The sequence below is a fragment of the Streptomyces sp. NBC_00631 genome (assembly GCF_045206895.1).
Lineage (GTDB): Bacteria > Actinomycetota > Actinomycetes > Streptomycetales > Streptomycetaceae > Streptomyces.
On the sequence record NZ_CP107734.1, the window covers coordinates 2,395,352 to 2,407,855 of the forward strand.

The following is a 12,504-nucleotide window of genomic DNA, read 5'->3' on the forward strand; positions in this document are numbered from 1 at the left end:
CTCAGACCCCTCCGTTCACGTCGTACGTACCCGACGCTACCGCGAGCAGCCGGGCGGCCTTCAGCTCGGTCTCCCGCCATTCACCCTCCGGGTCGGAACCCCAGGTGATCCCGGCCCCGGTGCCGAACCGGAGCGCGCCCGCGCCCCGGTCGATCCAGAAGGTACGGATGCCCACGGCCAGCTCGCCGGTGCCCCGGTCCGCGTCCACCCAGCCGATGCCGCCGCAGTACGGGCCGCGCGGCGCGGTCTCCAGGGCATCGATGATCCGCAGGGCGCTCGACTTCGGCGCCCCGGTGACCGAGCCGGGCGGAAAGGCCGCGGCGAGCAGTTCGGGCCAGCCTGCGTCCGCTGCCAGCTCGCCCCGGACGGTGGAGACCAGATGGACCAGCCCCGGGTGCTTCTCCACGGCGCACAGGTCGGGGACGGTCACGGTGCCGGTGGCACAGACCCGCCCGATGTCGTTGCGGACCAGGTCCACGATCATCACGTTCTCGGCGTAGTCCTTCTCCAGGAGGTCCGCCTCGGTGCGGCCGGTGCCCTTGATGGGGCCGCTCTCGACGGTCCGTCCCGCCCGGCGCAGGAACAGTTCGGGCGAGGCGGTGGCTATCTCCACCCCGTGCTCCGGGAGGCGAATCGTTCCGGCATACGGTGCCGGGTTGCCGCGGGCCAGCAGCGCGGTCAGGGCGTCCACGTCGGCGTCCGGGGCGATCGGCGCGGACAGCACACGGCAGAGGTTGGCCTGATAGACCTCCCCGGCCGCGATGTGCGCGCGGATCCGCCGTACCGCCGCCGTGTACGCGGCGCGGTCGAGGGATGACGTCCAGTCACCGGCCGCCGGTCCCCGCCACCGCCCCGGCGCCGGGGCGGGCACCGGCTCCTCCCGTACGTCACCGAAGCGGGCGCAGGTCAGCCGGCCCTCGAAATCCGCGCAGACCGCCCAGAAACCGGAGGAGTCGAGGGCCTCGGGATCGCTGGTGACGTCGAGCAGACCGGTGGCGACACGGTCACCGAACCGGGCGAGAGGAGGATGATGGAGCACGTCGTCGAGTCTATGGCGGGTGTCCTGGGGGTGACCCGGGCATGGCGTCAAGGGTGCCCTGACCACGTCATCCGTCGGGTCCGGCGCAGCACGCTGCGCAAACGCGTTTTTGTGCTGGCCCGGGAATCCGCTAGAGTTCAACACGTCGCCGGGACGCGAGAGCGGACCGAAACGACAGGCGGACGTAGCTCAGTTGGTAGAGCGCAACCTTGCCAAGGTTGAGGTCGCGAGTTCGAGCCTCGTCGTCCGCTCGCAGGAAACCAGGGGTCTTCCCGATCCCCTACACTCCTGGTGGAGTGGCCGAGAGGCGAGGCAACGGCCTGCAAAGCCGTCTACACGGGTTCAAATCCCGTCTCCACCTCCAAGGACGATTAGCTCAGCGGGAGAGCGCTTCCCTGACACGGAAGAGGTCACTGGTTCAATCCCAGTATCGTCCACTGGATCTTGGTCGGAAGACCGCGGATCCGCCTCGCGCGATTAGCTCAGCGGGAGAGCGCTTCCCTGACACGGAAGAGGTCACTGGTTCAATCCCAGTATCGCGCACGCAGTGCCTGTGATCCCGGGATCACGGTCCCGAGGACGATTAGCTCAGCGGGAGAGCGCTTCCCTGACACGGAAGAGGTCACTGGTTCAATCCCAGTATCGTCCACACAGCAAAGAGCCCCGGCCGTCTCGTACGGCCGGGGCTTTCTTCGTGCGGTCAGCTGGAGAAGAGCATGTGCGCCCAGCCCTTGTGGCCGTGACCATGGCCGTGGCCGCCGTAGTGCCCACCGTGGCCGCCGCCGTGGTGACCGCCACCGTGCGGGGCGCCCCAGGCCGGGGCGGGCGGGGCAGGGTACGCCTGCGGAGCCGACGGCGGGACGGGCTTGGACCACTGCGCCTCCAACTGGGTCAGCGCCTCCAGCTCGCCGTAGTCGAGGAAGATGCCCCGGCAGCCGCTGCACTGCTCGATCTGGACGCCGTTGCGGTTGTAGGTGTGCATCGGCGCATGACACTTCGGACACTGCATGGTCGGCTCAACTCCTCGCCGGTAAAAACTGCTTCACGTTCTCCCAGGACAGACTCCGTCCGACCCCGGTCGGTTGCAGCCTACTTCGGGAAATCATGCGCCAACCGGGCGGGGATCAAGGTCGTTCCGAGGCCGGCCGGGGGTCATTCCGGGGCCATCCGGGCACACGCGTCGATCAGGGACTGTTCGACCTCGTCCAGCGGACGGTCCGCCGTGATCGCCTTGGTGAGGTACCGGGCCCCGGTCTGGACGGTGAGGGCGCGGGCCGGGACGTCCAGGGCGGGCCAGGGATCGCCGTCCTCCGGTACGGCCGGACCGCCGGCCGCGCGATAGGCGGTGAGGAAGCGGGTCCACGCGTCGGCCGGGAGGAGGCCGCAGGCGTACCAGGACGCCGGGCGGGCCAGGTCCCAGGCGGGGGCGCCGACGCCGAGATCGTCGACGTCGATGAGCCGCCACGGGCCGTTCGGCGCCGGGTACCGGACCAGCTGGCCCAGGTGCAGGTCGCCGTGGCAGAGGGTGCGGGGATGGTGGTCGGGCATGGGCGCCTGGGCGCGGGCCCACGCGGGCAGAGCGGACCACGCACGGAGGATGGGCGGGGCGGCGGGGTGGGGGCCAGCGCCGGCGAGGGCTTCTTGGAGGCGGGCTGTCGCGAGGGCCGCCTTGGCGGGGCCGCGCATCGGCGGTGCGCCGGGGGTGGGCGGGGTGCGGTGGAGCCGCGCGAGGAGGGTGGCGGCGGCTTCCCAGGGGGCGGATTCGGGGGCGTCGGGGTCCACGGGGGCGCCGTACGGCCAGAGGGTGACCGGGCGGTCGCCGACGAACGCGGCGGGGGCCGGGGCGAGGGGCGGGAGGAAGACGTCGGGGAGGCGGGCGGCGGTGGCCAGGCGGAGGGCGAGGGCGGCGGGGTCGGTGTCGGGGGCGTGGACCTTGGCGACGGTGTCCGCGTGGCGGAGGACCGTGGTGTCGGGGCGGTCAGCGAGGGTGGTGGTGGCGCAGGCGCAGGCGAAGGGGGCCGCGTCGGGGTGGGCGGCGGCTCTGATCCTGGCGGTCAGCTGGGGTAGTACGTCGGCGGTCATGGGGTCCCCCGGGAAGTGCGGCGGCTGTGCTGCCGTGAGGGTACGTGGGTGCGGTGGTCCAGGGTCCATGGCGGAGCGGGGTGGGGGCTGGGGTACCGGGGTCTCGCTCGCCCGCGCCGGCGGGGTGCCTCCCCCGGAGGGGGACCCCCGGCTTCGCCCGCGCGGGGACCCCCATCGTCCTGCGGCACGCCTGCCCGCAGCCAGGAGGCCGACGCGACTGGAGCGCCCCGCAAGGGGCACGGGGAACTGCGCGACCAGCCCCCACCGGCCCGCAGCTGCGTACGTACGAAACCGGCGCCCCGTAAAAAGCAATGCCGGCGCAGCTCCCCAGCTGCGCCGGCATTTTGCCGTCCGCCGCACCCCCGTCCCCACGGGGTTTCACAGGTGGATGTCCCCGCCCGGACCGCTCTTCCGGGCCTGGGGTCGCCGCTCAGCGCCCCAGCATCACTCCCACGGACGACGCCTGTGTGGCCACCGTCTCCCAGCCGTCGAAGACGAGCAGGAGCAGGGCCGCCAGGGGAAGGGCCATCAGCGTCGCCACCAGCGGGTGGCGACGGCCCTGTCGGCGGGGGCGGGTGGTGTGTGTCCGCTGTGCCGTAAGGGCCATGGTCCCTCTCCTGACCGTTCTCAGTTGTCGTTGGCAGCGGCGGGTGTCTGACCTCGGGGGACGAGTGCTGCACCCGCCGCTTGACCTCAAATCTAGGCGCGTGGCACCTCGCGGACGTCATGCCCTCGTACCGAATCGCGGGCCTCCGAGAGGATGAGCCGTGACCTGCGGTCTACTCCTCTGGGTGGAGACGGAGTACTGCGTCTCGTCCTACCCCTCGGGGACTTCCCGGAGGGGGTGCCCGGTCCTTCCCGGTTTTTCCGAGCTGTCCTCGCGGGGCACCGGCTGCTCGACGAGCGCCAGGACCCTGGTCGCCATGAAGCGGGCGGTCCGGACGACGGCGCCGTTTCGCGTGACTTCGCTCACTTCCACCACCCCCCGCCGTACCGCTGTCTCCACCCGGCGGCCTGCCCTGCTCGCCACCACCTCGTATGTGCGGGTCGTGTCGCCGGCGTCCACGACTATCTCCACGCGGTCACCCTTCACAGCATCAATCCCCCTTCTGTGACGGCTTGTTGGAGCAGACAGATGCTCAAAGGAGCCGATAACGGCGCCTTCCTGACCACTCCTCAAGTCTCGCACCCGGCACTGACAATCCATCGGGCCGAGAGGGCGCGGCCTCTGCGCACGGGCGGCCCGGTAAACGTAAGCTGTGCCACGTCAAACGGACCGGGCAGCGGGGATGAACATGGCGATGATGCGCCTGAGGCGCGAGGACCCGCGCGTCGTCGGCTCGTTCAGGCTTCACAGAAGGCTCGGCGCCGGCGGCATGGGCGTGGTCTACCTCGGCTCCGACAAGAAGGGGCAGCGGGTCGCGCTGAAGGTGATCCGGCCCGATCTGGCCGAGGACCAGGAGTTCCGCTCGCGTTTCGCCCGTGAGGTCTCGGCGGCCCGGCGGATCAGGGGCGGTTGCACGGCACGGCTGGTCGCGGCGGACCTCGACGCCGAGCGGCCGTGGTTCGCCACCCAGTACGTGCCCGGCCCCTCGCTGCACGACAAGGTCGCCGACGACGGCCCGCTGGGCGCGGCGGACGCGGCGGCGGTCGGCGCGGCGCTGTCCGAGGGCCTGGTCGCGGTGCACGAGGCCGGGGTCGTGCACCGGGACCTCAAGCCGTCCAACATCCTGCTGTCCCCGAAGGGGCCGCGGATCATCGACTTCGGCATTGCCTGGGCCACCGGGGCCTCCACCCTCACCCACGTCGGTACGGCGGTCGGCTCCCCCGGGTTCCTCGCGCCCGAGCAGGTGCGGGGGGCGGCCGTCACCCCCGCCACGGACGTCTTCTCGCTCGGCGCGACCCTGGCCTACGCCTCGACCGGTGACTCGCCCTTCGGGCACGGCAGTTCCGAGGTGATGCTCTACCGGGTCGTCCACGAGGAGCCCCATCTGCACGGGGTGCCGGACGCCCTCGCGCCACTGGTCCGGGCCTGTCTGGCCAAGGACCCGGAGGAACGGCCGAGCACGCTGCAGCTGTCGCTCCGGCTGAAGGAGATCGCCGCGCGCGAGGCGCAGGGACTGGCCGACGTACGGCCGCCCGCGCCGCGTGCCGCGGAGGCGGACCGCCCCACCGGGCGGCTCACCGACACCTACCCGGATCCGCAGCGCACCCAGCGCCGGCCGCAGTCGTCGGGAGCGACGGGTGCGCCGATGCGGGGCAACGTCCCCTCCCGCGGCGGCAGCGGTCCGCGCCCGACCGGCGGTCTGCCGCCACGGACGAACGGCTCACGCCCCACCCCCGCCCCCCGCGGCAACGGCACCCGGCCCGGGAACGGCACCGGGAGCCGGCCCGCGTCGCGCGGTGGCGCCGGGCGTCCGGCGCCCCGTCCCACGAGTACCGGACGGCGGCCGGCCAATCCGCGGTTGCTGCGCCAGCGGCTGTTCGTGTTCGTGGTGGTGACCCTGCTGGTGGCGCTCGGAATCGCGCTGGCCCAGGGCTGTTCCGGGCCCGCCCACGGGATGGGCGTGCCCGGTTCCGGTGTCGTGCCGGCGAAGGCCGTGGCCCTCAGGGAGTAGGGGGTCCTACGCCGCGGGGCGGCCGGCGGTCACCGCGTAGAAGGCGACCGCGGCCGCGGCGCCCACGTTGAGGGAGTCGACGCCGTGGGACATCGGGATGCGCACCCATTCGTCGGCGGCGACCAGGGCCTGGGTGGAGAGGCCGTCGCCCTCCGCGCCGAGCATGAGGGCGACCCTGTCCATCCGGTGCGGGGCGGCCTCGTCCAGGCTGCGGGCCTTCTCGTCCGGGGTGAGGGCGAGCAGCGTGAACCCGGTCTCGCGGACCGAGTCCAGCCCCTTGGGCCAGGTGTCGAGACGGGCGTACGGCACGGAGAAGACCGCGCCCATCGAGACCTTCACACTGCGCCGGTAGAGCGGGTCGGCGCAGTCCGGTGACAGCAGCACCGCATCCATGCCGAGGGCGGCCGCCGAGCGGAAGATCGCGCCGATGTTGGTGTGGTCGTTGACCGACTCCATGACGACGACCCGGCGGGTGGTGCGCAGCAGCTCGGCCGCCGTCGGCAGCGGTTTGCGCTGCATGGAGGCGAGGGCACCGCGGTGCACGTGGTAGCCGGTGACCTTCTCGGCGAGCTCCGGGCTGACCGCGTAGACGGGGGCCGGGAGTTCGTCTATGACATCGCGCATGACGTCGACCCACTTGGCGGACAGCAGCATGGAACGCATCTCGTAGCCCGCGTCCTTCGCCCTGCGGATGACCTTCTCGCCCTCGGCGATGAACAGACCCTCGGCCGGTTCGCGCTTGCGGCGCAACTCGACGTCGGTCAGGCCCGTGTAGTCGCGCAGGCGCGGGTCGTCGGGATCCTCAACGGTGATGAGATCGGCCACAGGGTGATACTGCCTTGTCCTGGGTGTGGTGCCAACGGGCTGGAACGAGTTGTGTTACCAGGGGTTACGTCAGTGCCCTTCAGGGCGCCGTCCGCGGGCCCACGGTCACGACCTCGCCGATCACGATGACCGCCGGGGGCTTGACCTCCTCCGTGCGGACGACCTCCGCGACCGTGGCGAGGGTCGCGTCGACCCGGCGTTGAGCGGCCGTCGTGCCTTCCTGGACCAGGGCGACGGGCGTGTCCGGGGACTTCCCGTGCGCGACCAGTGTCTCGGCGATCTTCCCGATCTTGTCGACGCCCATCAGGACGACGAGGGTCCCGGTGAGCTTGGCGAGGGACGGCCAGTCGGCCAGCGAACGCTCGTCGTCCGGCGCGACATGGCCGCTGACCACCGTGAACTCGTGTGCGACGCCCCGGTGGGTGACCGGGATGCCCGCGGCGGACGGTACGGAGATCGAGCTGGAGATGCCGGGGACGACCGTGCAGGGGATCCCGGCCTCGGCGAGCGCCTGGACCTCTTCCATGCCCCGGCCGAAGACGTAGGGGTCGCCGCCCTTCAGCCGTACGACCGACTTGCCCTGCTTGGCGTGCTCGATCAGGGCGTTGTTGATGGCCTCCTGGGCCATGTACCGGCCGTACGGGATCTTCGCCGCGTCGATCACCTCGACGTGCGGCGGGAGCTCGGCGAGGAGATCGCGAGGGCCGAGGCGGTCGGCGATGACGACGTCGGCGGCCGCGAGCAGGCGGCGGCCGCGGACCGTGATGAGGTCGGGGTCGCCGGGGCCGCCGCCGACCAGGGCGACGCCGGGGGTGCGGCTGCGGTGGTGGGGGGCGACGAGGGTGCCGTCGCGCAGGCCTTCGACGACCGCGTCCCTGATGGCGGCGGTGTGGCGGGGGTCGCGGCCGCGTGCGTCGGTGGTGAGGACGGCGACCGTGACGCCCTCGCTGTGGCCGGTCGCGGGGGTCCAGGCGGTGGCCTGGTCGGCGTCGTCGGAACGCACGCACCAGACGCGGTGGCGCTCCGCTTCGGCGGAGGCGGCGGTGTTGGCGGCGGGGTCGCTGGTGGCGATCAGCGCGTACCAGGCTTCGCCGAGGTCGCCGTCCTGGTAGGCGCGCCTGGCCCAGGTGATCTCACCGGCGTCGGCCATCGCTTCGACGGAAGGGGTGGCTTCCGGGGATACGAGGGTGATGTCGGCGCCGGCCGCGATGAGGGCGGGGAGGCGGCGCTGGGCGACCTGGCCGCCGCCGAGGACGACCACCTTGCGGCCGGTGAGGCGGAGGCCTACGGGGTAGGCGGGGTGTTCGGCCATGACGAGGCGGCTCCTCCGAGGCGTTGCTGTAGCCCTGACGTGCAGATTTTAAGCGGCGGGGCGGTTTGGCGGGTCAGGTGTCCGGTAGCTGGGCGTTGTGTGCCGGGTGCGCGGCTGTGGGTGGTTGTGCCCACCCGTTCCGCCCCAGCGGAACGACTGCCCACAACCACCGGCCGGCCGCCGAGGAACCCGGGGCGGCCGTCCCGTACCCCGTACCCCGTGGCCATCGGCCACAGGCACAGCCACAGCCACAGCCACAGCCACAGCCACAGGCCACGCTGGTGGTTGGTGGCTGTGGTTGTTCCCGGAGCGGCTGCCGGTGGTTGGTGGCTGGGTTGTACCTGGGTCGGCCGGCAGGTCGTTTGTGCCTTGGCCTGGCCACTCCGGGAACAACCACGACCGCCCACGACCAGCCGGTCGCCGCAAGAACTGCACCTTTCAGCGACCAGCCGGCCGCCCCGGGGGCAGCGCCTTTCAGCGACCGGCCGGTCACCGCGAGAACGCGGGACCGCTCCTGCTACTTCTCCGTCACGCCCGCCGAGTCGAAGGTCGCCACCTCGTGCATGGCCCTCGCCGTGCTCTGCACCAGCGGGAGCGCGAGCAGAGCGCCCGTGCCCTCCCCCAGGCGGAGGTCGAGGTCGACGAGAGGGCGCAGGCCCAGCTTGTTGAGGGCTGCCACGTGGCCCGGTTCCGCGCTGCGGTGGCCGGCGATGCACGCCGCGAGGACCTCGGGGGCGATCGCGCGGGCCACGAGGGCGGCGGCGCCCGCGCTGACGCCGTCGAGGATCACCGGCGTACGCAGGGACGCGCCGCCCAGCAACAGGCCCACCATCGCCGCGTGTTCGAAGCCGCCGACCGCGGCGAGGACGCCGATCGGGTCGGCCGGGTCCGGCTGGTGGAGTTCCAGGGCGCGGCGGACCACCTCGGTCTTGCGGGCGAGGGTCTCGTCGTTGATGCCGGTGCCCCGGCCGGTGACCTCGGCGGGGTCGGCGCCCGTGAACACGGAGATCAGGGCCGCGGACGCGGTCGTGTTCGCGATGCCCATCTCGCCGGTGAGAAGCGCCTTGTTGCCCGCGGCCACCAGGTCCCTGGCCGTCTCGATGCCCACCTCGATGGCCTGCTTGGCCTCCTCGCGGGACATCGCCGGGCCGGTCGTCATGTCGGACGTGCCCGCGCGCACCTTGCGGGGCAGCAGGCCCGGCGTGGCGGGGAGTTCGGAGGCGACACCGACGTCCACCACGCACACCTCGGCGCCCACCTGGCTCGCGAACGCGTTGCAGACCGCTCCCCCGCCGAGGAAGTTGGCCACCATCTGGGCGGTGACCTCCTGCGGCCACGGCGTGACGCCCTGGGCGTGCACCCCGTGGTCGCCGGCGAAGATCGCGACGGCCGCGGGCTCCGGGATCGGCGGCGGGCACTGCCGGGACAGCCCGGACAGCTGGGCTGAGATGATCTCCAGCATGCCGAGCGCACCGGCCGGCTTGGTCATCCGCTTCTGCCGCTCCCAGGCCTCACCGAGCGCCTTGGCGTCCAGCGGGCGGACGCTGGCGACGGTCTCGGCGAGCAGGTCGTGCGGATCCTCGCCGGGCAGCGCCCGGCGGCCGTACGTCTCCTCGTGCACCACCCAGGACAGCGGGCGGCGCTTGGACCAGCCGGCCTGCATCAGCTCGGGCTCGTCCGGGAACTCGTCGACGTAACCCACGCACAGGTAGGCGATGACTTCGAGGTGCTCGGGCAGCCCCAGCGCGCGGACCATCTCGCGCTCGTCGAAGAAGCTGACCCAGCCGACGCCCAGGCCCTCGGCACGCGCGGCGAGCCAGAGGTTCTCGACGGCGAGGGCGGCGGAGTAGGGCGCCATCTGCGGCTGGGTGTGCCGGCCGAGGGTGTGACGGCCGCCGCGGGTCGGGTCGGCGGTGACGACGATGTTGACCGGGGTGTCGAGGATCGCCTCGATCTTCAGTTCCTTGAACTGCTTCGCGCGGCCCTTGGGGAGGGACTTGGCGTACGCCTCGCGCTGACGCATGGCCAGTTCGTGCATCGTGCGGCGGGTGTCGGCCGAGCGGATGACGACGAAGTCCCAGGGCTGGGAGTGGCCGACGGAGGGCGCGGTGTGGGCGGCCTCCAGGACGCGCAGCAGCACCTCGTGCGGGATGGGGTCGCTGCGGAAGCCGTTGCGGATGTCACGGCGTTCGCGCATGACCTTGAGGACGGCCTCGCGTTCGGCGTCGTCGTACGCGGGCGCGGCCGGGCCGGTGGACTGACGTGCTTCTGCCACGGGGGCCGTGCTCTCTTCCTGGTCGGCGGCCCTGGTGTCCAGGTCCTCCGCTTGCTGTACGACATCGGGGTGCTCCGGCAGCGGAGCGGGTTCGGCCTCGCGGGGCGCGGGGACCGTCGCGGCCTGCTCGGGCAGCGACTCGGCGCCCTGGTCCTGCGCGGGGAGGACCAGCGGGTGGGGCGGGGTGGGAGCGAGATGCGGAGTGGTCGGCACCTGACCGTCGACGGGGACGAACTCGCCCAGGGGCTGGTCCGGGGCCGGTTCCGTCGGTTCGACGGCGACCAGGGACTCCTGGGCCGCCGTGGTCTCCTCGGGGACGGGCGCGGTGCCCTGGGTCTGCGGGCCCGCCAGGGGCGCCGCGACATAGGCCGGCTGGGCGGGCTGCGCCTCGGAGGTCTCGGCCGGCGGTACGACAGCCGCCGCGGGGACCTCGGCCGGGGCGGGCGGGGCGACCTGCTCGGCCTCCGGGACGGCCGACGCGAGGGCCTCCGGCGGCTGGGGCACCTGGAGCGGCTGCGGGGCCTCGGGGGCGACGGCGGCGGGGGCTGCCGGGGCGGGTTCCTCGGCACCGGCCTCCTCGGCCCGCACCGGCACGGGCGGCGCGGCGGGCAGCGGCTGAGCGGAGTCGGCGGCGACGGCCTCCGCGGCCGGGAGGGACTCGGGCGCGACGGCTTCGGGCACGACAGCTTCCGGTACGACCGCTTCCGGTACGACGGCTTCCAGCGCCGGACCGGGCTCGGGGCCCCCGGTCTCCGTGACCGGCTCGGCCCCGACGAGCGCCACGGCGTGCGGCTCGACCTGCGGCTCCGGATCGGTCACCACGGCCTCGGCGACCGGCTCCGCGAGCTGCTGACCGGCCTCCTCCGCCACCGGCGCGGCCTCGGCCACGGCAACTCCACCGGATGCCGGGTCGGCGCCGGGAGCCGGCACCGCTTCCGGAACCTCCGGGCCCACCGCGTGCGCCGGAGTCACCTGCGGCGGCACCACGTCCGGTGCCTGGGGAACCTCGACGATCCCAGCGGCCTCGGGGAACTGCGGCACCTGAACGGCGTCCGGAGTCTGCACGACGTACGGCGCCCCCGGCTCCGCTCCCCAGTCGCCTCCCGGTTCGGGTGCCACCGGCACCGGGGCACCCCCGTCGACCGGCTGGGCCGCGCCCTGCGGACCGTACGCGTTCTCGGGCTGCACGGCGGCGCCGGCGGCCGGTGCCTGCGGCTCCTCGGCCGCGACACCCGTGGCCACGGCGACGGCCGCCGTGGCGAGCCGGGCGACGGCCGCCTGCGCGGCACCGGAAGGGTCGGCTCCGTGAAGCTCGTGGGCGCCCACTGGCTGCGCCTGCGGCTCCGGAGCGGCGGTAGCGGCAGGGGCGGCCGGAGCCGCGACAGCAACGGGCTCCGCAACCGGAATAACCGTTTCGGCAGCCGGGGCCTGTGCGACCACCTGGGCCACCGGAGCGGCCTGCGGTGCCGACTGCGGGACGGTCTGCGGCGTCGGCTGCGGCGCGCCCCAGGGCGCGGCGGACTGCGGTACGGCCTCGCGCGGCGGCTGGACGTCGAGGTATTCGGGACCGGCCGCGGGCGCGCCCGGCTGCCGTAGCGGCGCGCCGGCCGGCCCGCGGTCGGCGAGGGAGCGGACCGGGCTGGCGGAGGCGTCGGGGATCGGCGGACCGAGGTGCAGCGGGCGGCGCGGGGCCGGGGCGGCCGCGGGATCGTGCGGTACCGAGAGGATCGGGGACGCCGGTACCGAGTTGGGCAGCCGGACGGCGGTCAGGTCGACCGAGCCGCTGTCGCGGCCGTCCGTCTCGTGCGGGCCGGGCTCGTGGACGGTCTCGACGACCGGCTCGGGGGCCGGCGGCGGCACTTCGTTGCCCCAGGCGCCCTGGGCGCCGGGGAGCAGGAGGTCTTCGTCCTCGGCAGGCGACTCGGAGAGGTAGGTGTACGCGCCGAGCGCGGGAGCGCCCGGCTGTTCCACCATGCCTGCGCTCTCCGGCAGTCCCTCGCCCGGGACCTGGCCGGTGTCCGTCATGCGTACCCCTCGCCCATCGGTTAGTGCCTTCTACGACCAGCTCGCCGGGGCGGCGCACCGACCGCCCCACTGTCAAGAACGAGCGTGCGCGCCCAGCGGCACGAACGACCCGCCGGAAAAGGCGACAAAGCCATTCAGTGGCATTGTCCCGGCCGTTCGACCGTCGCGACAGCGTGATCCGCGACAGCCCGCTGTGGACTGCGCCACGTTGCGCGCGTCCCCGGTTCTGCCGTACCACACCCGCCCCAAAAGGGGCGTGTTTTCCGGACATTGACCAACGAATTTCCGGGCCACCGGTGTAGTGCAGCGATCGGCCAGCCTACCTCGC

The 12,504-nt window shown here is 73.2% G+C and carries 9 protein-coding genes and 5 tRNA genes; 6 read left to right on the forward strand and 8 right to left on the reverse strand.

From position 1 onward, the window contains the following. Nucleotide 1: 1 nt before the first annotated feature. Nucleotides 2-1,039 (reverse strand): chorismate-binding protein, encoded by a 1,038-nt coding sequence (locus OHB00_RS10970; protein WP_406433702.1) that lies wholly within the window; start codon nucleotides 1,037-1,039, stop codon nucleotides 2-4. 178 nt (nucleotides 1,040-1,217) lie between these two features. On the opposite strand from OHB00_RS10970, the gene OHB00_RS10975 reads away from it, so the two are divergent. The 5 genes from OHB00_RS10975 (at nucleotide 1,218) to OHB00_RS10995 (ending at nucleotide 1,688) form a co-directional block, all read left to right on the forward strand. Further along, nucleotides 1,218-1,290 (forward strand) — tRNA-Gly (locus OHB00_RS10975). Between the two features lie 39 nt (nucleotides 1,291-1,329). Beyond that, nucleotides 1,330-1,403: transfer RNA gene (locus tag OHB00_RS10980), tRNA-Cys, on the forward strand. 1 nt (nucleotide 1,404) lies between these two features. Continuing rightward, a tRNA-Val gene (locus OHB00_RS10985) sits at nucleotides 1,405-1,476 on the forward strand. A gap of 34 nt (nucleotides 1,477-1,510) precedes the next feature. Continuing rightward, a tRNA-Val gene (locus OHB00_RS10990) sits at nucleotides 1,511-1,582 on the forward strand. Between the two features lie 34 nt (nucleotides 1,583-1,616). Next, nucleotides 1,617-1,688: transfer RNA gene (locus OHB00_RS10995), tRNA-Val, on the forward strand. A gap of 51 nt (nucleotides 1,689-1,739) precedes the next feature. Here the strand turns inward: OHB00_RS10995 and OHB00_RS11000 are convergent. The 4 genes from OHB00_RS11000 to OHB00_RS11015 form a co-directional block, all read right to left on the reverse strand. After that, the gene (locus tag OHB00_RS11000) at nucleotides 1,740-2,048 is read right to left on the reverse strand and encodes a zf-TFIIB domain-containing protein (protein ID WP_406433704.1); all 309 of its coding nucleotides are present in this window, start codon (nucleotides 2,046-2,048) and stop codon (nucleotides 1,740-1,742) included. 143 nt (nucleotides 2,049-2,191) lie between these two features. Next, entirely contained in the window at nucleotides 2,192-3,121 is a 930-nt protein-coding gene (locus OHB00_RS11005) for a phosphotransferase family protein (protein WP_406433706.1), read from the reverse strand. Between the two features lie 430 nt (nucleotides 3,122-3,551). Beyond that, complete coding sequence (locus tag OHB00_RS11010; RefSeq protein WP_046726640.1) at nucleotides 3,552-3,728, reverse strand: hypothetical protein; 177 nt, start codon at nucleotides 3,726-3,728, stop codon at nucleotides 3,552-3,554. A 210-nt stretch (nucleotides 3,729-3,938) separates the two neighbouring features. Then, nucleotides 3,939-4,214: a hypothetical protein gene (locus tag OHB00_RS11015; RefSeq protein ID WP_406433708.1), complete on the reverse strand. Its 276-nt coding sequence runs from the start codon at nucleotides 4,212-4,214 to the stop codon at nucleotides 3,939-3,941. A 196-nt stretch (nucleotides 4,215-4,410) separates the two neighbouring features. Here OHB00_RS11015 and OHB00_RS11020 point away from each other — a divergent pair, with 196 nt between their 5' ends. After that, the gene (locus OHB00_RS11020) at nucleotides 4,411-5,739 is read left to right on the forward strand and encodes a protein kinase domain-containing protein (RefSeq protein WP_406445721.1); all 1,329 of its coding nucleotides are present in this window, start codon (nucleotides 4,411-4,413) and stop codon (nucleotides 5,737-5,739) included. A 6-nt stretch (nucleotides 5,740-5,745) separates the two neighbouring features. On the opposite strand, the gene OHB00_RS11025 is transcribed toward OHB00_RS11020, so the two are convergent. The 3 genes from OHB00_RS11025 to cobT form a co-directional block, all read right to left on the reverse strand. Further along, nucleotides 5,746-6,564 carry a TrmH family RNA methyltransferase gene (locus OHB00_RS11025; RefSeq protein WP_406433710.1) on the reverse strand — a complete coding sequence of 273 codons (819 nt, stop codon included), beginning with the start codon at nucleotides 6,562-6,564 and terminating at the stop codon, nucleotides 5,746-5,748. A 79-nt stretch (nucleotides 6,565-6,643) separates the two neighbouring features. Further along, nucleotides 6,644-7,876 carry a uroporphyrinogen-III C-methyltransferase gene (gene cobA, locus OHB00_RS11030; protein WP_406433712.1) on the reverse strand — a complete coding sequence of 411 codons (1,233 nt, stop codon included), beginning with the start codon at nucleotides 7,874-7,876 and terminating at the stop codon, nucleotides 6,644-6,646. Between the two features lie 517 nt (nucleotides 7,877-8,393). Beyond that, the gene (gene cobT / locus OHB00_RS11035) at nucleotides 8,394-12,176 is read right to left on the reverse strand and encodes a nicotinate-nucleotide--dimethylbenzimidazole phosphoribosyltransferase (RefSeq protein ID WP_406433714.1); all 3,783 of its coding nucleotides are present in this window, start codon (nucleotides 12,174-12,176) and stop codon (nucleotides 8,394-8,396) included. Between the last annotated feature and the right edge of the window lie 328 nt (nucleotides 12,177-12,504).